Annotated in this window: 24 protein-coding genes and 1 other annotated feature; of the genes, 2 read left to right on the forward strand and 22 right to left on the reverse strand. The window is 31.2% G+C overall.

Annotated elements, in window-relative coordinates:
* Positions 1 to 37: 37 nt before the first annotated feature.
* The gene (locus KSU54_RS12895; protein ID WP_003539341.1) at positions 38 to 613 is read right to left on the reverse strand and encodes a histidine phosphatase family protein; all 576 of its coding nucleotides are present in this window, start codon (positions 611 to 613) and stop codon (positions 38 to 40) included.
* Positions 614 to 1495: 882 nt separating this feature from the next.
* Between KSU54_RS12895 and KSU54_RS12900 the strand changes: the two genes are divergently transcribed.
* Positions 1496 to 2215, forward strand: a complete 720-nt coding sequence (locus tag KSU54_RS12900) for a glucosamine-6-phosphate deaminase (RefSeq protein ID WP_008792632.1) — start codon at positions 1496 to 1498, stop codon at positions 2213 to 2215.
* 110 nt (positions 2216 to 2325) lie between these two features.
* On the opposite strand, the gene KSU54_RS12905 is transcribed toward KSU54_RS12900, so the two are convergent.
* The 4 genes from KSU54_RS12905 to hcp all read right to left on the reverse strand — a co-directional run bounded on the left by KSU54_RS12905 (position 2326) and on the right by hcp (position 6678).
* Positions 2326 to 3642: a sensor domain-containing diguanylate cyclase gene (locus KSU54_RS12905; RefSeq protein ID WP_009300381.1), complete on the reverse strand. Its 1317-nt coding sequence runs from the start codon at positions 3640 to 3642 to the stop codon at positions 2326 to 2328.
* Positions 3643 to 3766: 124 nt separating this feature from the next.
* On the reverse strand, positions 3767 to 4255 hold the full coding sequence (locus KSU54_RS12910; protein ID WP_003539336.1) for a hemerythrin domain-containing protein: 489 nt from the start codon (positions 4253 to 4255) through the stop codon (positions 3767 to 3769).
* Between the two features lies 1 nt (position 4256).
* Complete coding sequence (locus KSU54_RS12915) at positions 4257 to 4829, reverse strand: hypothetical protein (protein WP_003539334.1); 573 nt, start codon at positions 4827 to 4829, stop codon at positions 4257 to 4259.
* Between the two features lie 10 nt (positions 4830 to 4839).
* A complete protein-coding gene (gene hcp / locus KSU54_RS12920; protein WP_022007465.1) occupies positions 4840 to 6678 on the reverse strand; it encodes a hydroxylamine reductase in 1839 nt (612 codons plus the stop codon).
* Positions 6679 to 6808: 130 nt separating this feature from the next.
* Between hcp and KSU54_RS12925 the strand changes: the two genes are divergently transcribed.
* Positions 6809 to 7471: a Crp/Fnr family transcriptional regulator gene (locus KSU54_RS12925; RefSeq protein WP_008792629.1), complete on the forward strand. Its 663-nt coding sequence runs from the start codon at positions 6809 to 6811 to the stop codon at positions 7469 to 7471.
* Here KSU54_RS12925 and KSU54_RS19175 read toward each other — a convergent pair.
* The 17 genes from KSU54_RS19175 to KSU54_RS13000 form a co-directional block, all read right to left on the reverse strand.
* Positions 7453 to 7578 carry a hypothetical protein gene (locus KSU54_RS19175; protein ID WP_003539328.1) on the reverse strand — a complete coding sequence of 42 codons (126 nt, stop codon included), beginning with the start codon at positions 7576 to 7578 and terminating at the stop codon, positions 7453 to 7455. The two genes, KSU54_RS12925 and KSU54_RS19175, sit on opposite strands and share 19 nt — an antisense overlap.
* A 73-nt stretch (positions 7579 to 7651) precedes the next feature.
* Positions 7652 to 8014 (reverse strand): MmcQ/YjbR family DNA-binding protein, encoded by a 363-nt coding sequence (locus KSU54_RS12930; protein WP_003539327.1) that lies wholly within the window; start codon positions 8012 to 8014, stop codon positions 7652 to 7654.
* 24 nt (positions 8015 to 8038) lie between these two features.
* Positions 8039 to 9094, reverse strand: coding sequence for a YdcF family protein (locus KSU54_RS12935; protein WP_003539326.1), 1056 nt, complete (start codon positions 9092 to 9094; stop codon positions 8039 to 8041).
* A 166-nt stretch (positions 9095 to 9260) separates the two neighbouring features.
* Positions 9261 to 10229 (reverse strand): aldo/keto reductase, encoded by a 969-nt coding sequence (locus KSU54_RS12940; protein WP_008792627.1) that lies wholly within the window; start codon positions 10227 to 10229, stop codon positions 9261 to 9263.
* Between the two features lie 112 nt (positions 10230 to 10341).
* Positions 10342 to 10797, reverse strand: a complete 456-nt coding sequence (locus KSU54_RS18950) for a hypothetical protein (RefSeq protein ID WP_226814500.1) — start codon at positions 10795 to 10797, stop codon at positions 10342 to 10344.
* Between the two features lie 30 nt (positions 10798 to 10827).
* Positions 10828 to 11235, reverse strand: coding sequence for a LysR family transcriptional regulator (locus KSU54_RS18955; RefSeq protein WP_226814501.1), 408 nt, complete (start codon positions 11233 to 11235; stop codon positions 10828 to 10830).
* 102 nt (positions 11236 to 11337) lie between these two features.
* The gene (locus KSU54_RS12950) at positions 11338 to 12516 is read right to left on the reverse strand and encodes a S8 family peptidase (RefSeq protein WP_009008873.1); all 1179 of its coding nucleotides are present in this window, start codon (positions 12514 to 12516) and stop codon (positions 11338 to 11340) included.
* A gap of 601 nt (positions 12517 to 13117) precedes the next feature.
* Positions 13118 to 13528 carry an arsenate reductase/protein-tyrosine-phosphatase family protein gene (locus tag KSU54_RS12955; protein ID WP_117792628.1) on the reverse strand — a complete coding sequence of 137 codons (411 nt, stop codon included), beginning with the start codon at positions 13526 to 13528 and terminating at the stop codon, positions 13118 to 13120.
* Between the two features lie 106 nt (positions 13529 to 13634).
* Entirely contained in the window at positions 13635 to 13970 is a 336-nt protein-coding gene (locus KSU54_RS12960) for a thioredoxin family protein (RefSeq protein WP_003539315.1), read from the reverse strand.
* Positions 13971 to 14251: 281 nt separating this feature from the next.
* A complete protein-coding gene (locus KSU54_RS12965) occupies positions 14252 to 15256 on the reverse strand; it encodes a permease (RefSeq protein WP_217746654.1) in 1005 nt (334 codons plus the stop codon).
* A 100-nt stretch (positions 15257 to 15356) separates the two neighbouring features.
* Positions 15357 to 15632 carry an ArsR/SmtB family transcription factor gene (locus tag KSU54_RS12970; RefSeq protein WP_117792630.1) on the reverse strand — a complete coding sequence of 92 codons (276 nt, stop codon included), beginning with the start codon at positions 15630 to 15632 and terminating at the stop codon, positions 15357 to 15359.
* Between the two features lie 197 nt (positions 15633 to 15829).
* Complete coding sequence (gene lysS, locus KSU54_RS12975) at positions 15830 to 17314, reverse strand: lysine--tRNA ligase (protein ID WP_003539309.1); 1485 nt, start codon at positions 17312 to 17314, stop codon at positions 15830 to 15832.
* A gap of 35 nt (positions 17315 to 17349) precedes the next feature.
* Positions 17350 to 17585 (reverse strand) — a binding site (T-box leader).
* A gap of 42 nt (positions 17586 to 17627) precedes the next feature.
* Entirely contained in the window at positions 17628 to 17873 is a 246-nt protein-coding gene (locus tag KSU54_RS12980) for a helix-hairpin-helix domain-containing protein (RefSeq protein ID WP_008792621.1), read from the reverse strand.
* Positions 17874 to 17999: 126 nt separating this feature from the next.
* Complete coding sequence (locus KSU54_RS12985; RefSeq protein WP_003539302.1) at positions 18000 to 19283, reverse strand: O-acetylhomoserine aminocarboxypropyltransferase/cysteine synthase family protein; 1284 nt, start codon at positions 19281 to 19283, stop codon at positions 18000 to 18002.
* 458 nt (positions 19284 to 19741) lie between these two features.
* Positions 19742 to 20569 carry an alpha/beta hydrolase gene (locus tag KSU54_RS12990; RefSeq protein ID WP_226814503.1) on the reverse strand — a complete coding sequence of 276 codons (828 nt, stop codon included), beginning with the start codon at positions 20567 to 20569 and terminating at the stop codon, positions 19742 to 19744.
* 199 nt (positions 20570 to 20768) lie between these two features.
* A complete protein-coding gene (locus KSU54_RS12995) occupies positions 20769 to 21458 on the reverse strand; it encodes a hypothetical protein (RefSeq protein WP_008792618.1) in 690 nt (229 codons plus the stop codon).
* Positions 21445 to 22206, reverse strand: coding sequence for a MurR/RpiR family transcriptional regulator (locus KSU54_RS13000; RefSeq protein ID WP_003539299.1), 762 nt, complete (start codon positions 22204 to 22206; stop codon positions 21445 to 21447). Before KSU54_RS13000 ends, KSU54_RS12995 begins: the two co-directional genes overlap by 14 nt.
* Positions 22207 to 22450: the final 244 nt, after the last annotated feature.

Below are 22450 nucleotides of genomic sequence, written 5' to 3' on the forward strand. Positions count from 1 at the left end.
AGTCTAAATATAGATTAATTTCTATATCTAGACTTTTTTACTTTAATTCACTAGTTACATCAATGACTTCAACTAATGAAAACTGCTCATCATTAAATTGATACTTTAAAACAACACAATTGGGCATATCATTAGGTAGCGATACTTGCTGATTTTGTTCCCATCTTTTCGCAAAACAATAGCAAGAAAGACCGTGTGAGACTATTAACACTGTTTCTTGATCAGTATTTTTCATAAGTTCTAAAACAGTTGTTGAAACACGTTCACTTACTTCATTTTCACTTTCACCACCAAATTTCTTAAAGAAATTGCCAAATGGAAAAGGGGGATCAAGATCATCGCTTTCTCCTTCATAAATACCAAAATTCCATTCTTTTAAACCTTTAAGCCGCTGATATGGGAGGCTAGTTACAATTTCTAGAGTATCACAAGCTCTTTCTGAAGATGATGCATAAGCACCATCAAAAACAATCTCATTATTCTCCAAATACTCTTTTACACATCTTGCTTGTCTTTTTCCCAGTTCTGTCAAAGGTGAATCACACCACCCCTGCATTAACCTTTTTTGATTAAATAACGTTTGTCCATGACGCATCATATATAATGTTTTCATATTTTGACTTCTGGTATATTGTAATTAACTTATTTAACCGTCAATTGTATACACCTCTTCCTTTCATTAGATTTCATTTAGAATCGAATTGTGAATAGGTACTTTTGTTTTTGCCTTCTGTAGCCCGACTACCTGGAAAAGGTTAATACCACATCTTTGTATCTTAATTGTAATCAGTTAGATAAGTTTTTGAACTTGTATTTCGCATCAGGTCTTTGATACTCTGTTTGTGGTTTGATCACATTTCATTACCTTATATAAAGAAAGGATGTGTTTTCCATATTTTACACTGATATCGATGTTGACAAATTTAGATGAGACTAGCGATATCCATAACTTCAGCTCTACTGTCAAAGTCATAGAATTTGTAGGTATAGACCCCGGTACTTATCAGTCAATTTCTCGAACAGCACAGTCAAAACGTGGTTCGCGCTATTAAGAAAAAGCTATATCAATGCATTCTGCCAGTCTGCAAGTACAATCTCACTTTCAATAAATATTATAAACTAAAACGACTGTAAGGTAAATTCCACAGATGTGCCCAGGACCACTCAGTACGAAAACTTACAAGAGTAATCTATAAATTATTGTCTGAAAACATATAGTTTGATAAAAACTGCTCATTTAAAAATACTGAACTTAATATTTTTAAAAAGCTGCATGCAGTAGTAGTTTTCAGCGTAACCAAAATTCACTTTTCAAAGAACTAAAAAATATTTTAGCTAATTATCAAAAATTACTTGATTTATATATAGTTAACTTTTCTTGATCATTTACAACCGATAAACTTGTGTATCTAAAAAAATACAGTATACTTAAATTATATATTACATTTTTTTATTTACATCATTTTAATCAAAAATTGAAAAGGAGCTTACTAAAATGAAACTAATAATTGAAGAAAATGAACAAAAAATGAGTGAAAGTGCAATGTTTATTCTATTAGGTGCCATGATGCAAGATAAACGTGTCAATATTTCACTTACTTCCGGTCGTTCTCCTAAAACGATGTATGACATGATGATTCCTTATGTAAAAAATCAGGCTAAATTTAAAGATATTGAGTATTATCTTTTTGATGAAAACCCATATATTGATGAACCTTATGGACCAAACTGGAAGGATATGCAAGAATTATTTTTTAAAGCCGCTAATATTCCTGATGAGCGTATTCACATTATGACTTCAAATGACTGGCAAGACTATGATAATAAAATTAGAAATGCTGGAGGAATTGATGTAATGGTGATTGGTCTTGGATATGATGGACATTTTTGTGGTAATTGTCCTCGTTGTACACCTTTTGACAGTTATACTTACTGTATTGATTTCAAGAAAAAGCAGGCCGTTAATCCAGATTATGGAGACCGTCCTCGACAACCTCATACTTTGACAATGGGTCCTAAAAGTCTAATGCGAGTCAAACATCTAGTCATGATCGTTAATGGTAAAGAAAAAGCAGAAATTTTTAAACGCTTCTTAGATGAGCCTATTAATCAAGATGTGCCGGCAACAATTTTAAAGCTTCACCCTAACTTTACTGTTATTTGCGATCAAGCAGCTGCTAGTTTGATTGATCCACAACAATATTCTAATTTATAACAAAAAACACAGTGATCTATTTTTGATATTCTCTCTATCAAGTAGATAGGGCAAATGACCAAAAATTACTTATGAGGAATCATATCATTTAACAATCACTGTGTTTTATATTATATATTCTTATGTTTTTTGATTTCATACATCCGACTATCAGCACATTTAATAACCTCTTCTAAACTTTTACCATCATTAGGATAAACAGCATATCCCATGCTAACTTCCGGATAATATTCAAAGCCATCTAAATTTATCTTTTCTGTTATTTGCTCAGCAATTATTTGGAGGGTCTTCTTGGTGGAAGAATTATTTTTAATAATGATGACAAATTCGTCACCACCTACTCGAAAAGCATAATCCTCTCGTGATAAGTACCTCATGATCCGTAAAGCTATTTCTTTTAATAACACATCTCCTGCTAAATGACCATATGTGTCATTTACAACTTTAAATTTATCTACATCTAAATAAACAAAAATAAACGAAGTTTGACGAGCAATTAAGTCGTTTAAAACAAAATTCATTTTCCGACCATTATAAAGCGTTGTTAGATAATCACGATTAGAAATATCGATCATTCTTCGGCGCTGTTCGTTAATTTTTAGTAATGTATAAACTAATAACGGTATCAACAATGACAAACAGATAGCTAATATAATAACTGGCATTAAATCACTACTTCGAACCCATCCGTTAATTGGTGAAACACTCAAAGTCCAAGTATTTCCTGGAACTTCAAAACTTAAATTTATTGTGTCATCTAATAGTTCATGATCGGATTTCAAAATAATCTGTTTTTTATTATTATCTGGATCAATACGCCATAACTGATATTCATATCCCATATTTTCAAATGAATCTAGATGTACTGAATCAAAAATTTCTGGTACATTTAAAACAACAATTGCAAATCCCCAAAAATTATTTTCTCCATTTTCTTCTAAATAAATTGGTTGTCGAACAACAATTCCCTTTCCTGATTGATAGAGTTCGAATGGTCCAGCCAAGGTAGTTTCCCCAGTATCACGAGCTTTTTTAGCTTCCGTTGCACGTTCTGGATCTTCGAAGATATTTCCAAAAGCTCCTTCATTACCTTCAAGAGGATAAACATATTGAACGTCTCCCTGCGGAGCTAATTGAATACTTCTAAATGTATTATCATCATTATATAGTTGATGTGCAACTCGATCAAAATCATTAATATTACCATTACTATCTACAATTAGCAGCTTCAACGTTTCAGCAGTTTGAATATACGAAGACAGGACCCGATCTAGCTGACTAACTTGAGCCTCTGTAAAATAATGAATTTTCTCTTTGGCTGCTGCTACCTTATCATTAATGACACCGTACAAGATAAAAAATGATAGAATGCTCATTATCATAAATATTAAAATTGCAGCAATAAATGGCTTATGTTTCTTTATCATCACTCTACCCCCTATCATAACTATAGAACATAATTATATCACTATTTGCAACACTCCTCAATTTAAGTAATTTTAATAAAAAAACAACTATTACAAAAATAGCTGCTTTTCACTTATATTATACTTAATAATTTTGATTTTCTTTGATCATTTCAGCAAAGATTTCTTCTGATAAATGTTTTTTAGCAAACGGATAAACTACTGTATCCTCTTTTTCAATATGCCTTCTTAGTAACATACAATAAGCATGTCCATTTGAAATTATTGTTAGTTTATCAATTAACAAATGATTGCGATGATAACGTTGAAGTGCTTCATCCCACTGTTTAACATACAATCTTGCAAGATCATGTTCAACAATCATACCATGTCGAACCAAATTTTCAGCAACTTTACCTAAATACTCTATCATATATCTAAATAAAATCTTTTCTTCACGCTGATGATGTTCTTTATCAGCAAACTCTCTAATAAATAAAATATCTCTTTTCATTTGTTCATAATCAAAAATATTTGCTTCCATAAATTCTATTAAACGTTGCTCTAATTCATTAACAAATGCTAATATTTTTTGATGATCAGCTTCTAAATCTTTAATTATATTGTTTGTCATTTTATTCCTCCATCTTTAACATATAAGTATTATAATTAAGTCTTGAAAATACTATATGGCTATCTGAAAGTACCCCATCAAGCCAAGCTTTGCGATATTTTTGAAATATTTCAAAATCTAAATATTGATGAACCATTTCATTATATTCATAAATAATTTGATTTTCCTCTTGGCTCATTATTTTAATACCTTTATCACAAGGCATTCCATCGATAAGATAATTATTAATTACTTTGAATAATTCTATGCAGTTATGATAGTTCTCATTGATTGAAATTTCTTTGCCAGCCTCGAACAACACTTCCCTAACTTCCTCAAAATCACTTTTTTCTATATGTTCAACAATAAATGCAAATCGTTTTTCTACTATCATCAATTCCATAGAAAGCCATTGATGAATTGCTTGATGATCAATAATTTCCTCTAGACTTCCATCTTGAATTGTGCCACATTCCTGAGCAACAATCTCATTAAGCTGGGGACAAATTCTTTTAAGAATCTTTTGATTTAATTGTTCTTGATATTGAATTTTTCTATATAACCAATAATGTACTGGCCCTAAAAACGCACTCATTAAATTCCTCCTACTGATTTAATTGTTTTAAAATTTCTTCAACATCTAAACCATGGACTAGACAAGCATCAGCTAAAGTTTCAGATTGCGATGCCGGACAACCAAGACACCCCATTCCACTATCGCTTAAAATTTGTGCTGCTTGTGGATCCATACCAATAATACTTCCAACTAGCATATCGCGATGAAACTTATCTTCTTTTTTTGTCTGAGGAAAAAATAAATTTAAATCTTCTTGAACACTTTGAATACCAGAAATTTGAAAATTATCTACAAGAAAATCAACAATATTAGGTGATAAAAAGGCTGGTAAAGTTGGTCCTAAATGAATATTTTTAACTCCTAATGATAATAATGCCAATAAAACAATTACAGCCTTTTGTTCATACCAGGCAATATTATAAATAACTGGTAACTCATTAATATCTTCTAATGCAAATACCTCTTTAAGTTTTAAAGCAATCATCGCTAGTGAATAAGAATCATTACATTGACCAGCATCTAATACTCGAGGAATACCATTGATTGTTCCTAAATCTAGTTTATTATAACGATATTTAGCACAACCAGCTGTTAAGATAACACTATCTGTCGGTAAGCTTTGAGCAAAATCAGTATAATATTGACGGGTTGGATGACGCCCATCACATCCCGCCATTACAACAAACTTTTTAATATCCCCATTTTTAACAGCTGTTACGATTTGGTCAGCCAACGCAAGTACTTGATGATGAGCAAAACCACCAACAATCTTACCAGTTTCAATTTGAGTAGGAGCTAAGCATTTTTTAGCATGCTCAATGATTTGTGAAAAATCCTTGTAGCCGTGTTCATCTTTATCAATATGAACACATCCCTCAAAACCAACTGCTCCAGTTGTATAAACCCGTTCTTGATAACTAGCAAGTGGCGGTACTAAACAATTTGTTGTTAATAAGACCGGTCCATTAAAAGCCTTAAACTCTTCTCTTTGTTTCCACCAGGCATTACCATAGTTTCCAACAAAATTTGGATATTTTTTAAAAAATGGATAATAATGAGCAGGTAACATCTCACTATGAGTATAAACATCTATTCCCGTATCTTTAGTCTGTTCTAATAGCATTTCTAAATCTTTAAGATCATGACCAGAAACTAAAATTCCCGGGTTATTTCGAACTCCAATATTAACTTCTGTTATTTCTGGATTTCCATAAGTGCTAGTATTAGCTTGATCTAATAATTCCATTACCTGAACACCATATTTTCCAGTTTCCATCGTTAATGCTACATAATCATTTAAAGACATCGTTGAAGTTTCAATCTTAACCAAAGTAGTTTCAATAAAACGATCAATCTCATCTTTTCGAAACCCTAATGCATGAGCATGTTTATTATATGCTGCCATTCCTTTTAAACCATAAGTAATCAGCTGTTTTAAACTTCTAATATCTTCATCTGCTGTTTCTAAAACTCCAACCATCTGCATTCTTTTCTCAATTGCTTCTATATCCATCTCCATCCAAAGAGCTCTGTTTGAAAGTACAGCTTGATCATCTAACTGTAAAAGCAGCTCTTTTTTTAAAGTAAGTGTTTTTCTAACAGCTTCAATAATCATTTGATCATCAAAGTTGGCATTAGTAATTGTAATAAATAGATTTTCACTCACTTGATCATCATATACATTATTGATTTCTTTACCTTTACAACGTACCTCATTAATTACCTCAGCTAAGCCTTTCGTAACATCAATTAATAAATCTTGCAGCCCTGCTGTTTCTGGGGTCTTTCCACAAACACCAACTTGACTACATCCCTGATTTCCTACTGTCTCTTGACACTGATAACAAAACATTTTATTTTCCATCATAATTTCTCCTTTATAATCTCTATATTTTTAATAATCACATTAATCGAGAGTATTAATCTTGACTCCACAGCCATACTATAATAAAGTATTTATAACATTTATGTTGTTTTTACAACAAAAGGAGCAAATTATGAAAAAATTACAAATTTTAAAACAATGTTCATTATTTAAAGGAATTGATCCTGCTGAAATTGAAAAACTATTAAACTGCTTGAAAAGCCATGAAAAAACATATCAAAAAAACGAAACAATTATCAGACAAGGTGATATTATTCATGAAATTGGATTAGTTCTTGACGGTCAAGCACATATTTATCATATTGATTTTTGGGGTAATAAAACAATTATTAGCGAAATTAAAGCCAGTGAATTCTTTTTAGAATCTTATGCCTGTGCCTTACAACAAGAAATTGATTTAAATGTCGTAGCTACAGAAATAACAACAATTCTTTTCTTAGATATCTCCCATCTTATTAGATCATGCCAACACTCATGTTCTTTTCATCATAAAATAATTCAAAATCTCCTTTCAATCGTCTCAAACAAAAATGTCCTTTTAACTCAAAAAATTCATCACTTAACTAGACGAACAACTCAAGAAAAAATTCTTTCTTATTTAAATTCGCAAGCACTAAAAAATAATTCTTTAACTTTTGAAATTCCTTTTAATCGTCAACAACTAGCTGACTACTTAGCAGTAGAGAGAAGTGCTTTATCTAGTGAATTAAGTAAACTACAGAAAAATGGTATTATTGCTTATAAAAAGAATACATTTCAACTAAAAAAATCATGAAAATATATAAATTCATGATTTTTATCATCTTCCCTCTTTAATCTTGTAATATTTCCAGATTTAATAATATCAATATTTTTAGCAATCTTCTTTTCTAGAATAGTCATTTTAATCCTCCTTTAAATTTCCAAACTATTCCCGTCATTCCAATGCATCGTTTCATCAAAATTCCCCTTTTGATTATAAAGATAATATCTCTAACTGTCTTTTTTTACTAAAGCTCGACAATACCAACTCATAAGCCTCATCTAACATATCCTTTAGTAATTGATCGCTAATCGAACCATTTACTTTTATTGAATTCCAATGTTTTTTATTCATATAGTAACCAGGAATTATATCTTCATGCTGTTCTTGAAGATCCATTCCGTTTTCTGGTCTTAATTTTAAAGTTATATAATATGGATTATCTTGTTCATCTAGACAAACTGCCACACACATCTTACCGTCAATAACATATCTAATCCAATTCCATTCTGTTTGAAGATTTTTAGAAATTCCCGCCTTCGCTAATAAATAACTGTCTATCCATTCATATTTCACCTTTTAATCTCCTTTTACCCCTGTTTAACCAATTAATGCACTAAACAAAATATACATTAAAGTTCCAAACATAAAAATACTCCCTAAAACAACCAAATAAAGCTTTTTATTCATTGCTAGATAGGCAATATATTCTCTTAATACAGCATTGGCTAAATAATAGAAAGCAGTCTTACCACCTAATCCGCTCATTATCAGACCAACTTGGCGGGCATAAATACCTGCCCTCATTAAATGATAACTACTGCTGGCATAAGCGCATTTATAGTTTTCACCATGGCTTTTTTCTTCCATGACCGCTTTAGAAAACTGCATGTTTTCAAGAGTGTTTTTAGACTTTTCTTCCGTTATAATTAATTCTTCACTATAACCCTGTTCAATCGCATACTCTTTCATTGCTAGAGCTTCGGCTCTCGTTTCATCACTTCCTTGTCCTCCGGACATCAACAAATAAGGTGCAAATCCTTTTTTCTTTTCTTGCTTTTTAGCAAACTTTAAAGCCGCTTGTATACGCTTTGCTAATAAAGGAGAAACATTTCCATTAATTAGTCCACTTCCTAAAACAATGATATAATTTAAATTTTTTCTAGGATGAAAAAGATTTGTTAATATCAAAGTTTCTATAAATAAGAAAATATGAAAAGTAAGAAATAAGATCATTACGATCAGGCCACTCCACAATGCCATAATTGGTAATGGTGGATTAATCCTACCTAAAAATGATGATAGTGTAATCAGTAAAATTATCCCTACTGCTACCAACAAAGTCAAAATATGCGAAAGACTGAACCTCTCTTTTCGAAGAATGATAACACTATTTATTAATAAGAATGCAATTAAGATATAGACTCCAAATAATAAAACAAACAAGGCAAATAAAAAAATTACACCAACTAATAAATATACTAATCTATTTGAATAATTAATTCCTAACATTACTAAAAAACTAGCAAAGGTACTTAAAAACATGAAAAATAAAAAGCCAGCTAGTAAGTTTATATTTTGCTTTCTTTTTATCCTCCAAAATGCGCCTAACCATAAAAGTGTTAGAATAACCAAGATCAATATATAGGGCATCATTTTACCACCGGCTTTCTTTCAACTCTATTATAGACTAATAACGCCGATATACCAAATAATACACTTTTTCAAAACTAAATACACCGTGATAGTTTCTATATTATTCATTATTCAGGATTAAACGTATAACACTAAAAAGTACAAATTCCTTTGTACTTTTCTCTGCTTAAAAATGTGTTTCATCAATATCAAGATTGTCTAATGCTTGATTAATAGCCGCCATCTCCTGTTCAGTCAACTCAACTTCCATTGCTCCTAAATTTTCTTCCAAACGATGTATTTTGGTTGTTCCTGGAATAGGAACAATCCAATCTTTTTGATTAATCTCCCAAGCTAGAACAATTTGTGCGCTAGTAGCATTTTTACGTTCAGCAATTTCTTGCACTAAATCTAATAAGGCCTGATTACGTTTCATTACTTCAGGATTAAAACGTCCCATATTATTTCTAAAATCACCTTCAGCATACTTTGTTGCTGGCGTATATTTACCTGATAAAAATCCGTTTCCTAGTGGAGAATAAGCAACAAATCCTACATTTAACTCCTCACAAACTTTAAACACTTCCTTTTCAGGCTGTCTAAAGACCATTGAATACTGATTTTCAATACAAGTTACTGGACATACCGCATGTGCTCTTTTTAAATAATCTAATGGTGCATTTGATAAACCCCAATGTTTTATTTTTCCTTTAGCTATTAACTCTTTCATCACGCTAGCCACTATTTCTGGTTCTACTTCAGGATCAACTCGATGTTGATAATATAGATCAATATAATCAACGCCTAGTCGTTTTAACGATCCCTCTAATTGTTCTCTAATCGAATCCGGCTTACTATTTAAAATATTTTGTGGTTTACCATCAACGATTTCTTGTCCATAAATACCAAATTTTGTAGCAATAATTACTTCATCTCGAGGGAAAATCTCCAATGCTTTACCTAATAAAACTTCATTTGCTTCACCATATACAACAGCTGTATCAAAAAAATTGCATCCTAAAGTAACCGCATGTCTAATTAATTTAATCATCTCTTCACGATCAGCAGGAGCCCCATAAGCATGATCCATTCCCATACATCCAAGCCCAATAGCAGATACTTCTAATCCTTGACCTAATATTCTCGTTTTTCTCATTTTTATCTTCTCCTATATTTATATTTCTTTTGCATCTTTATAATATATAATTATTTATAAACATAGAAGTCTCAATAAGTAGTATCGATATAACCTTAGGGTTATATCGATACTATATATCTAAAACTCTTTTTACTGCATTAACAAACTCAATAACTTGCCGTGAAGGCTCTAATGAAAACAATAAACCATAAGGCATATAATAATCCCATTCAACTGGAATAGTTTTAATTAAAGGATGAATATTTTTCCAGCTCTTGACACTCATAAGCAAACTTTTATTATTTTCGCATTCATTAAAAACAGAGATATCAAAAAACTCAAACTCTTTGATTATAATAGTAGGATCATTTTTAATTAAATCATCACGCATTTCATCAACATATTTATTCCAGCCTCTTTTAATCAGCATTAATTCACGTCCATGAATATCTTGCAAAGACAACTTATCTTTGTTACTTAATTCATCATAAATAGATAAAGCAAAACAAATTGATTCTTTTTTTATTTCTAGAGAATCACAGCCCCGCTGTTTGAAATTATCCTTTTCAAATACACCAGCAACCAAATCAATATTATCGCCTAAATTAGCTAGTATTTATCGAGCATTTTCCGGAGTATTTTCAAATGGAATTAGTTGAATTCTTAAATTAGGACATAATTCATGAATCCGCGGCCATAAATCGATAAGAAATTGACTTGGTGTTGTATTTGATGTTCCAATTCTTATTACCATTTCTTCTTTTTCCATCGCCTTGTGTGCTCGTACAATTGAATCCTTTGCATATTTAATTAAATATTTGGCATCCCTGTATAAAGATGCTCCTGCTGGTGTCAAAGATACCCCTTGATGAGTTCTTTTTAGAAGTTTTAAACCCAAATTTGTCTCTAGAATATTTATCTGTTTAATTACAGCACTAGGACTAATAAATAAGTCCTCAGCAGCTTTAGAGAAACTACCGCGATCAACAACCTTTATAAATGTTTCTAATTGAGGGTTATACATATTCTCACTTCCTTTATTCTATTTTAAATTATTTAAAGAATAGTTAAAATGTTTTTATAACCTATTTTTCTTATTCATCACATTTTTATTAGATATATATTGTTATTCTCGTCCATGCCAGCAGTTAGCTAGTTTAAACATTGTTTCCATATCTAATATTCCTCCCGTTAATATCTTTCCCTTAAGTTCTGGGTTTTCCATCGCACTTGATAAAATAATTCTTTTTAAAGTTATTGTTGAGATATTCGGCATACTTGATTTTAATAACGCTGCTGCTCCTGCTACATGTGGGGCTGCCATTGAAGTTCCATTCAAGGGGCTATACTCACCAGCAAGGTCAAGACTTAGAATGTTTGTTCCAGGGGCTGCTATATCAACAGTTTTAAGACCATAATTTGAAAAACGGGCTAAAGTATCATAGGGATCGACCGCTGCTACAGAAATAATATTTTTACAATCATATGATGCTGGATACATTGGATCAACATCATTGTTAGTTCCATCATTTCCAGCCGAAGCAACAAATAAGCCATCATACTGATCAATGGCATCTTTTAAAGCTTGTGAATAAGCTCGTCCACCCCAACTGGCATTTAAAATAGAAATCTTATAATAATTTGCAAAATCTATTGCCGCAATTGCCGAAGCAACATCAAGACCAAATTTTAAAGCTGCTACTCTTACTTGCCAGCATACTCCAGTAATACCAATACGATTATTTCCAACTGCACCAATCGTCCCTGCAACATGACTACCATGACCATCTAGATCCATTGAATCACTACTATTATCTGCAAAGTTCCAGCCATAAATTAATCTTCCATTCCACGTAGTCCACATATTTTCTCTTATGTCCGGATGATTTTGATCTATTCCTGTATCAATCACTCCAACACTGATACTACTATCACCAGTTGTATAATCCCATGCAAGCGGTGCATTGATTTTTTGAATTCCCCAAAGCTGATTGTATAAAGGATCATTTGAGATAATATGCATTTCTTCAATATAATCCGGTTCTGCATAAACAATATATGGACTTGATGATAATTTTGCAACTGCATTAGTAACTGCATGAGGATTTTTATCTTTTAAATAAATAAGAACTATATTAGTTCCCTCATTTAGACTTTCAGTATTCTTTGAATGGAAGATGATTTCTGCTTTTTCATAATCAATCCCATCTAAAACAAGATCAATATAATAGTCTAGTACATCTTTAGAAGTAATATTTATATTTAATGCTACAATTACTTTTCCAAGCTCATAATTATTATTCATTTTACTTCCTCCTTACCTATATACTTTATATTTTATGATACTATTTCCAATTCATTACTATATTTATTGCAGCGCTTTGTTGAAAATAAAACTGTATAGCAGGAATAAAGTGAATTTTGTTTGCTAAACTATGGTAATTAAAAAATTGACTCTTAACATGTGAAAGTGTCAATCCAAAACTTAATCAAATTATCTTTATATTTTTTATAATTTCATATATTTTCTCCTGTCGTTAATTTTTTCAACTAATTATACGTACTAAAAAAAATAAATTTCAATTCAACTTACCTTTTTTAATATTGAGAACTTGTGTACTAAATAAAACAATATCCTTATTACATCTTGCCTGATTGTTTATCTATTTTTTCTTCATGTGTAACGTAATAGTACATCTTTTATAAAATCAAAAAGTACTGATTTAATCATATTTTTATTATGTTTAATATATTTTTGAAGATTATTTATTTCTATTTTTACGGAAAATCTATGACTTTTATTTATGGGCGTATAAAGATTAGATGGAAAGTGTGTCAGTTGAAATATATAATAATTATTCTCAACAAGAATAGAATTACTCCCTATCCTATAAATTTTATTTGCCTTAGATATTCATTTTGGATATTCTTGTAGATAATTCATTAATATTTGCAAATATATTATCTATCACTCTACCAAATTCTTCATCACTCTTACCTGTTGGATCATCCAAATTCCAATCTTCCTTGTATCTGCAAGGAAGAAATGGACAATTAACATTACATCCCATAGTTATAACAATATCTACTTCTGGAATATCGACTAGTAACTTAGGGTGTTGTGTTTTTTCCATATCCATATCATATCGTTTTTTCATTATCCTAACAGCATCCTGATTTATTTGCGGTTTTACTTTTGTTCCTGCTGAATAGCTTTCAAATACATCAGAAGCAAACAATTTTGCTATTGCCTCTGCAATCTGGCTTCTACAAGAATTATGAACACATATAAATGCGACTCTTGGCATATTATTCATTTCTTTCAAATTATCCTTTCAAATTGTTTAATATTAAATAAAAACAATAATAAGCAATTTCATCTCGCTTAAATCCCCTTCACAAAAAACACCTTGTTTCAATGATTCATCCATCTATTGTTAATATGATATTCTTAACTTCTTCTATCGTTAAAACCTTTCCAAAAGATACTACTTTCTCATCAATTACAAGCGCAGGTGTAGACATAATCCCATAGCTTGCTATTTCTGTAAAATCTGTGATATGTTCTATACTCATTTCCTGTCCTAATTCATCCAAGGCTTCTTTAACATTTTTCTCTAAAGTTGCACATTTAGCACAGCCAGAACCTAAGACTTTAATTCTTGAACCCTTATCTTTCTTTTCCAATCCTCTCTTCATACTCCCATCACCACATTGAACATTACAACAATTTTTCTCTTTTTTCTTAAATAATTTCATCACTTATTTCTCCTTTTATTCATAATTAAATTTTGAGACAACATCTAATAATGGATTTTCTTATCTAGGAACTGCCATCATCCATTTATCATCTAGATATTGATTTATAACTAAAATAATTTCTTTAACAAAATCTTCTTTCCCGTCCTACCTTAATTATAACCCCAAACATGTACATCCACCAACTGAGTGAATTGAATAGTTAAAACCACTTTTTAACATTTAATTAATCTCCATCGTTATATTAAAATGTACAACATTTCTCATATTAAACATATCTTCTACATTAATAGAAATGAAAATATATTAAACATAAAACCTACAGATATAATACCTACTGTTACTATTGCCACAAATACAATCATAAGTTTTCTCTTCACTGCCTTTGATAGCATAATCATTGATGGTAAAGATAATGTTGTAACAGCCATCATAAATGATAAAACAGTTCCAAGCCCTGCCCCCTTTAACAATAGACTTTCTGCTACAGGAATTGTTCCAAATATATCAGCATACATAGGTACACCAACTACTGTTGCAAGTGGAACAGAATAAAAATTATGATCACCTAGTATAGACTGTATCCAATGTTCGTGTATTACATTATGAATGACTGATCCAATAGCAACACCTACAAATATATATATTGATACTTTCTTAACTGTTTCTATGACTTGTTCTTTTGCAAAGTTTCGTCTATCTTTGACTGTTAAGCTCACAAAACCAACATCTACATTATCTGTCTGTTTAATAAAATCAGCCACTTGGTCATCCATACCAAGTTTTTCTATCAACCTTCCCCCAACAACAGATATAATCAAACCAGCTATAACATATAACACCGCCACTTTCCATCCGAATATGCTCATTAATAATATCAGCGCTCCTAGATCAACCATAGGTGAAGAAATCAGAAACGAGAATGTTACGCCTAAGGGTAAGCCTGCACTTGTAAATCCCATGAAGATAGGAATCGATGAACAACTACAAAACGGTGTAACTGTTCCAAGTAAAGCTCCTAATATATTTGCCCAAATACCATAAAATCTTCCTAATATCTTTTTTGTTTTTTCTGGTGGAAAATAACTTTGAATATATGAAATAATATAAATCAATACCGATAATAATATAAATATCTTAATACTATCATAAATAAAAAAATGCAACATCCCACCTATTTTTTCATCTATATTTAATCCAATGCTAGTTAATATTGATCCAATCAATTCATTTAACCATCGCATCCCAAGAATCTGGTCTTGAAAAAACAGCAAAATTTGACTCATAGCGCCCTCCTTATATCGATATATTTCGATGTATAAAACAAATAAATTTCCACCTATTTAGTGGTGGTAATTTATACAACAGTTAACCTATTTACATATTTCATACTTTGAGCTGTTGTAAATATTCTATTGCAAACTGTATACCATCTTTAGATAAAGAATAATGAGACCATTTCCCATCTTTTCTAACATTTACAATTTTAGCGTCAGTTAACAGTTTCATATGGTGCGATAACGTAGATTGGCTAACATCTAATATATCTAACAATTTACATGCGCAATGTTCACCGGATTTCAAAATATCTAATATTCTTAAACGATTAGGATCGCAGAATGCTTTAAAAACATTAGCATCTTGATTAAACTGTTTTTCCATCAAACCACCTCATATCTATCTTCTTCGATGTGATATTAACATACATATCGATATTCGTCAATATATTTGTAAAATATATCGTAATTATAGTGCTTGAAAGAAATGATATTATTCTTAGATTCATGCATATAAAAAGCAGATATCATTTAAGAAATCTGCTTCATTCTCACGAAATTCTCACAAGAAAATACATGACTTTACTTATTCTTCATATGAGGGAATAAAATTACCTCACGGATTGATTCTTGTCCAGTTAATAACATAACAAGTCTATCAATTCCCATACCCATTCCACCTGTTGGTGGTAATCCATATTCCAATGCTTCTACATAATCTAAATCCATTTCATTAGCTTCATCATTACCTAATTCTTTTTCTTTTAACTGATTAGCAAATCTTTCATACTGATCAATTGGATCATTTAATTCAGTAAATGCATTAGCATATTCATTACCACAGATAAATAATTCAAAACGTTGTGTAAAACGTGGATCATCTAAATTCTTCTTTGCCAGTGGTGAAATCTCAATTGGATGACCATAGACAAATGTCGGTTCAATAATTGTTTCTTCAACATATTTTTCAAAGAATTCATTGATAATATGACCATAGCCAAAATGAGGTTCTACCTCAATATGATGCTCTTCTGCTAATTTCTTAGCATCATCAAAGCTTAATTGATCAGCAAAATCAATTCCTGTTTTTTCTTTAATTGCATCTGTCATTGAAATACGTTTAAATCCTGGTGCTAAAGAAATCTTATTTCCCTTATATTCTAACTCATATGTACCACAAACTTCATTAGCTGCATTTGAAATAATTCCTTCAGTTAAATCCATCATCCCTTCAAGGTCACTAAAGGCTTTATAAACTTCAATTGTTGTAAATTCAGGATTATGTGTTCTATCCATTCCTTCATTTCTGAATAAACGTCCAATTTCATAAACCGCATCCATACCACCAACAATTAATCTCTTTAATCCTAATTCAGTTGCAATACGTAAATAAAAATTCATATCCAAAGCATTATGATGAGTAACAAAAGGTCTCGCACTGGCACCACCTAAAATTGGATTTAATACAGGTGTTTCTACCTCAACATAGCCTTGATTATCTAGATAATGTTGAATAGAACGGATTATTTTTGGTCTTGCAAAAGCAATTTTACGAGCTTCTTCATTCATGATTAAATCAACATATCTTCTTCTATAACGTTCTTCAACATCACTTAATCCATGATATTTTTCTGGTAAAGGACGTAAAGCCTTAGTTAAATGAGTATACTCTTCAACCTTAATAGAACATTCCCCTGTATTTGTCATAAATACGGTTCCTTTTACACCAACGATATCTCCAATATCACCTTTTTTGATAATTTCATAAACATCTTCACCGACTGCATCCTTACGTACATATAACTGGATTTGACCATCTCGATCTTGAATATGCATGAAGCACACTTTCCCTTTGCGACGCTTTGTCATAATTCTTCCAGCGACTTTAACCTCAACAGCCATTTCTTCTAATTCTTCATGCGTCTTATCACCGTAAGTTTCCTTAATTTCTTTTGAATATGCAGTAACATCAAACCGTTGTCCAAAAGGATCAATTCCCTTATCTACTAGCTCTTGTAATTTTTCACGGCGAACTAACTCTTGTTCGCTAAACTTTCTTTCTTCCATTTTTTCCTCCTAAAATATAAAAAACTCTCATCCGCTAAAGGGACGAGAGTATCGTGGTACCACCCTAATTCGTTAATAAGTCACCTTATTAACCTCAACAACTATCAAATAATAGTTTTGCCTGTAACGTGGCTCACGTTATCTAATCAACCTTAATATCCTAGATACAGCTCCTAGTCTTTTTTCATTATATCCTGTGTTATCCCATTCCACCAGCCGAGACTCTCTTAAACACATAAAATACAATTACTCCTCTATTCATCGCCTTTATTCATCTTTGTAATCTTAACTTATCTTCCAATTATTGTCAATATCAATCTTTCCAAATCCACCATTTTAACTTTTTGGGATCTGGATTTTTACTACTTGCATAATATACTGCCATACGGTACATATAAAGTTGGCAGCGATCTACCATTTGTCCTCTAACATCACATTCTTTTTGATACATTTCTTCTGGGTCAGCGCCTTTTAAAGAAGCTATCGTTTCATAACCAATTAAATTCAATGATGCAGCAGTTGCTTTACCAACATAAGGTATTTTAGTTAACTCACTCATAATGATCACCTCAATTACATTATAAGCCACTAATAACTTAAAAGCTATCCTCTGGGATAGCTTTTGGTCAATAGAAATTTTAAGCAACAACAATTTCTAGTTATATTATTGACGTATTTTTATTTTTTATACATGGTCAAATGCATTTTCGATATCTTCTAACAAATCATCTATATGCTCTAAACCAATTGACAATCTAATAGTGTTAGCTTTAATTCCAGATGCTGCTAATTCAGCTTCATTCATTTGTGAATGCGTTGTTGAAGCAGGATGAATTACTAATGATTTCGCATCAGCTACATTTGCTAATAAAGAAAAAATTTCTAAATTATCTATAAATTTCTTAGCATCATTTTCGTCACCAGCAATTTCAAAAGTAAAAATTGATCCAGCTCCATGTGAGAAATATCGTTGATATAATTCATGATAAGGACTATTATTTAGTGATGGATGATTAACTTTTGCAACTTTAGGATGTTTACTTAAATAATCAACCACTTTTAAAGCATTTTCTACATGACGCTCTACTCGTAGTGATAATGTCTCCAATCCTTGTAATAAAAGAAAAGCATTGAACGGAGAAATAGTCGCTCCCTTATCACGTAATACTACTGCTCTAATTCTAGTTACAAAGGCGGCAGCTCCAGCAGCTTCAGTAAAAATAACACCGTGATAACTTGGATCAGGTTTACTTAATTGTGGGAACTTCCCTGAAGCCTGCCAATCAAACTTTCCAGAATCGACAATTACACCACCTAAAGTAGTTCCATGCCCGCCAATAAACTTAGTTGCTGAATGCACAACAATATCTGCTCCATGTTCAATTGGCCTAAATAAATATGGTGTTCCAAATGTATTATCAATAATTAATGGAATACCATGCTCATGAGCAATTTTACTAACTGCCTCAACATCAACTAAACTTGAATTAGGATTTCCTAATGACTCTATAAAAATCGCTTTGGTATTTTCTTGTAACGCTAATTTAAAATTCTCGGGATCATCACTATCAACAAATGTTGTATTAACACCATAATTTGTCAATGTGTGAGCTAATAAATTATATGTCCCCCCATAAATTTGTTTAGCTGCCACAATATGATCACCACTTCGTGTAATACTTTCAATCGCATAAGTCACTGCAGCCGCTCCTGAAGCTACTGCTAATGCTGCTACCCCACCTTCTAAAGCTGCCATTCTTTGTTCAAAAACATCTTCAGTTGGATTAGTTAAGCGTCCATAAATATTACCAGCATCACTTAATCCAAAACGTGCTGCCGCATGATCACAATTATCAAATACATAAGCTGCTGTCTGGTAAATAGGCACTGCTCTTGCTCCGGTAGGATCAGTTATTTCTTGTCCTACATGTAACTGTTTAGTTTCAAATCTTAAATTGTCTTTACTCATTTTATTTTCCTCTTTCCTTAATGTTTGTTATCTATGATTTATAAAAAACAATACATTCGTCCATTCCGAAAATTATTTCTGAGCTGTTGTAGTAGTTCAAAATTCATTTTTCTTCCCCTTATCCTACTATTATAGTATGAATAGAGTATACTAAACTATTTCCTACCTGTCAATAGGGAAATAAAAAGTCATGTTATAAATTTATATGTATCTATTGTCAAACGGTCAAAAATAATTAACTTACTAGATATAAACTAGCATTTTATGGGGTAGCAATAGTCTTATATTATTAATGATTCCCTTTCTTTAATTTTGTTCTTTCTAAAACTTAAAAAATATATTGCTATACCTTTCAATTTTTTCCATAATAAAAATCTCACTTCTATAGTCTTGGTAAGATTATATTATCACATCTATCTACTTTGGCGAGATTATATCTAATTATTTAAAAGTTTTTATTAATGTGTTTTACGATGTCTATAATAGTATTGTATTGAAATTCCTAATAATGATAAACCGCTTATGATCAACAATCCTGTCATATCGACACTATCGCTAGTTTTTACAGCAGCTGTTGAATTTGATTGGGGAGCAACATCGGCATCAGGATTAGATGGAGTTGAAACTACTGTTTCACGATCCCACAAATAATCTTTTACAAATTCACTGAACTGACTACGCCATACACCCCAGTCATGAGCTCCATTTTTCCATTCAAAAACTACATTAGCTCCGGCTTTTATCAATTCTTCATTAATTTGAACATTGACATTCCGCCTAACAAAAGTATCAAAAATTCCTACACTCACATAGTATTGTGATACTTTGGGAAACGCTGCAACCATTTCCAGTGTTAATGTTTCTTCGACAAAATCTAATGTACGACTCGGTGAAAATACACCATAATAGCCAAATGTTTCATTACTATAGAACATTGCTTGAACTGTAACTGTAGCTCCACTAGACAGACCAGCTAGTACTTTATCTTGGGGATTTGCTGAAACACTATAATTCTTTTCAATGTAAAGCATAATGCATTCTGTAAGATTTTTTAGGCTATCACCCTTTTCAAAGTTAAAATATGTATTATCCTTAGTAACCACAATTGCGTCAGCCACTTCACCATCAGCAATTAGATTATCCATAATATTATTTGCTGAAGCGATATTCATCCACTCAACATCATTTCCCCCACCACCATGTGCAAGATAAATTGTCTTATAAGTTTTATTTGTATCATAGTCATGCGGTAAATATATACCTAACGGCTGGCTACTGCCATCAATGTTGTTATATTAGCCTCTATAAATGATAAACATAATAAGCTGATTATTCCTAATTTTAATCTTCTCATAAATCTAGCCTCCTTTTCTCTTTTCTATTAATATTTTATCACAGCCTCATTTTGAAATTGCTTTTATTTGGCGTGGTTTCTATAATAAAGAAAATCATTGATAAATAATAAAAAGGGGCATATTTTGAACCTTACAAAGCATAAAAATTATAAATTTTCTCAAACAAACTACAAAGCTGATAAATTGCTTCACTAAAATTAATGTTATCATCAATTCTATAGCACTCATCAAGATTACGATTCCCCGTCGCAATCTTTCCTACATATAAATGATCAATCTTTTGTTCTTTAATAAAATGTTTCAATTCAAGATAGCCACTAAAAAATTCTGCCATTAAATCCAAATCACTTTTATATAGAGATACGACTATTATTAAGTCACTCCCAGTAAACTTTTTTTCAACTACCATCTGTCCATATGACTTTAATGATAATTGAATATCTAAATCTATCCCAATTTCATAAAACTTTTGTTTATATACAATTAGTGAGCTAACTGAGTAACTATCACCAATTACTATAAGTCTTTGTTTTTTTGCTAACTTATCTCTTAAATTTTTCTCAATAATTCTCTCTTTAAATATTTCTTGATGTTTTTTCTCTTTAGTAATCAAGTATTGAACGTCAGTGTAGTTTTTATAGCCTAATTTTTTTAAAAAACGTAATAAAGTTGATTTTGATACTTTTGTATCTTTTAAAATATCAACCATCTTGATTGATTCAATCTGATTACTTTTTTTGATCAGATACGCTGCTAAAAGATAATCATTACTATTATATGAAGAAGTACACAAAATTAAGTTTAGTTTACCTATTATCATAATAACCACCATAATAACAATAAGCTATATTTTGAAAATAGTTATCTAAAATCATATTTTCTAGCGTCTCATCTAGGTAACTAGGAATTTTTAAAAATAGGGCTTTTTCACAAAGAAAATTTTTATAGCCAACACAAATAAGATTGTTTTTCCCCACTAATAAATGTTCAATCAAAGTTGGTTTTAACTCCGCAATTCTTCCTGTCATTGAAAGCAAAATAATTAAATCATCCGCTTGAGGTTCGATATAATTATTATTATAAATAGTATTTTGAATCACAAGTTTTTGCATCATCACCATATCACCTTGAAAACGCAATAATGAATCCATCATCTCATTCGAACCGATTAAAATAACACGGCTACATTTTTTAATCATCTCACAGCACTGATTTATTAATCCTTGATCTGATACTGTCCAATAATCATCGTTATCTAATAGCGGTTTTAAAAGCTGATTAACTTGTTGATTATTTTTGCGAATCGAACGTTCCTCCAACTGACTTATTCGTGCCGCCGCATGGACTTGCATTAAATCTTTAATAATTGAAAATTTTTTAAATCCAAATATTCTAAAAAAGCGATTGAGAGTAGAAACAGAAACATAACATGCATCTGCAATTTCCTGAAGTGTCATTTCAAAAACATCATAATAGTGCAGTAATAAATAATAAGCAATATTATAATTAGTATCTTGAATATCCGGATTATTAATTATTTTTAATAATGAAGTAACAAAAACATTCATTTAAGTTTCTCCTTCCCTATGGTCTTATTATTAAGTTTACCACCATGATACTACACCTGTCAAAATAGAAAAATCCTGTCTAAAACAGGATTTTTACCTTACTATTTAAGATGTTCAATAATATGACGTGCTACGATGATTCCATTTGCTCCTGCCTGAGCCAGCCCTCTTGTTAATCCGGCTCCATCCCCTGCTACATACAGATCATCTATTTCACATTCAAACCCTTCTCTTACCTTTGGCC

The sequence above is a fragment of the Erysipelatoclostridium sp. MSK.23.31 genome (assembly GCF_019125875.1).
GTDB classification, from domain to species: domain Bacteria; phylum Bacillota_I; class Bacilli_A; order Erysipelotrichales; family Coprobacillaceae; genus Thomasclavelia; species Thomasclavelia ramosa.

Bases quoted from the DNA above. Each gene is read 5' to 3' on its own strand.
- KSU54_RS12925 (WP_008792629.1), top strand. From the start codon at position 6,809: ATGAAAAAATTACAAATTTTAAAACAATGTTCATTATTTAAAGGAATT.
- KSU54_RS12995 (WP_008792618.1), bottom strand. From the start codon at position 21,458: ATGATAATAGGTAAACTAAACTTAATTTTGTGTACTTCTTCATATAAT.
- KSU54_RS13000 (WP_003539299.1), bottom strand. From the start codon at position 22,206: ATGAATGTTTTTGTTACTTCATTATTAAAAATAATTAATAATCCGGAT.
- KSU54_RS19175 (WP_003539328.1), bottom strand. From the start codon at position 7,578: ATGACTATTCTAGAAAAGAAGATTGCTAAAAATATTGATATTATTAAA.
- KSU54_RS12915 (WP_003539334.1), bottom strand. From the start codon at position 4,829: ATGAGTGCGTTTTTAGGGCCAGTACATTATTGGTTATATAGAAAAATT.
- KSU54_RS12935 (WP_003539326.1), bottom strand. From the start codon at position 9,094: ATGATGCCCTATATATTGATCTTGGTTATTCTAACACTTTTATGGTTA.
- KSU54_RS12980 (WP_008792621.1), bottom strand. From the start codon at position 17,873: ATGAGTGAGTTAACTAAAATACCTTATGTTGGTAAAGCAACTGCTGCA.
- KSU54_RS12905 (WP_009300381.1), bottom strand. From the start codon at position 3,642: ATGATAAAGAAACATAAGCCATTTATTGCTGCAATTTTAATATTTATG.
- KSU54_RS12910 (WP_003539336.1), bottom strand. From the start codon at position 4,255: ATGACAAACAATATAATTAAAGATTTAGAAGCTGATCATCAAAAAATA.
- KSU54_RS12985 (WP_003539302.1), bottom strand. From the start codon at position 19,283: ATGAGTAAAGACAATTTAAGATTTGAAACTAAACAGTTACATGTAGGA.
- KSU54_RS12970 (WP_117792630.1), bottom strand. From the start codon at position 15,632: ATGGAAAAACAGTTTAATCAAGATGCTAATGTTTTTAAAGCATTCTGC.
- lysS (WP_003539309.1), bottom strand. From the start codon at position 17,314: ATGGAAGAAAGAAAGTTTAGCGAACAAGAGTTAGTTCGCCGTGAAAAA.
- KSU54_RS12940 (WP_008792627.1), bottom strand. From the start codon at position 10,229: ATGAGAAAAACGAGAATATTAGGTCAAGGATTAGAAGTATCTGCTATT.
- KSU54_RS12895 (WP_003539341.1), bottom strand. From the start codon at position 613: ATGAAAACATTATATATGATGCGTCATGGACAAACGTTATTTAATCAA.
- hcp (WP_022007465.1), bottom strand. From the start codon at position 6,678: ATGATGGAAAATAAAATGTTTTGTTATCAGTGTCAAGAGACAGTAGGA.
- KSU54_RS12955 (WP_117792628.1), bottom strand. From the start codon at position 13,528: ATGAATAATATGCCAAGAGTCGCATTTATATGTGTTCATAATTCTTGT.
- KSU54_RS12900 (WP_008792632.1), top strand. From the start codon at position 1,496: ATGAAACTAATAATTGAAGAAAATGAACAAAAAATGAGTGAAAGTGCA.
- KSU54_RS18955 (WP_226814501.1), bottom strand. From the start codon at position 11,235: ATGTATAACCCTCAATTAGAAACATTTATAAAGGTTGTTGATCGCGGT.
- KSU54_RS12960 (WP_003539315.1), bottom strand. From the start codon at position 13,970: ATGAAATTATTTAAGAAAAAAGAGAAAAATTGTTGTAATGTTCAATGT.
- KSU54_RS12965 (WP_217746654.1), bottom strand. From the start codon at position 15,256: ATGAGTCAAATTTTGCTGTTTTTTCAAGACCAGATTCTTGGGATGCGA.
- KSU54_RS12950 (WP_009008873.1), bottom strand. From the start codon at position 12,516: ATGAATAATAATTATGAGCTTGGAAAAGTAATTGTAGCATTAAATATA.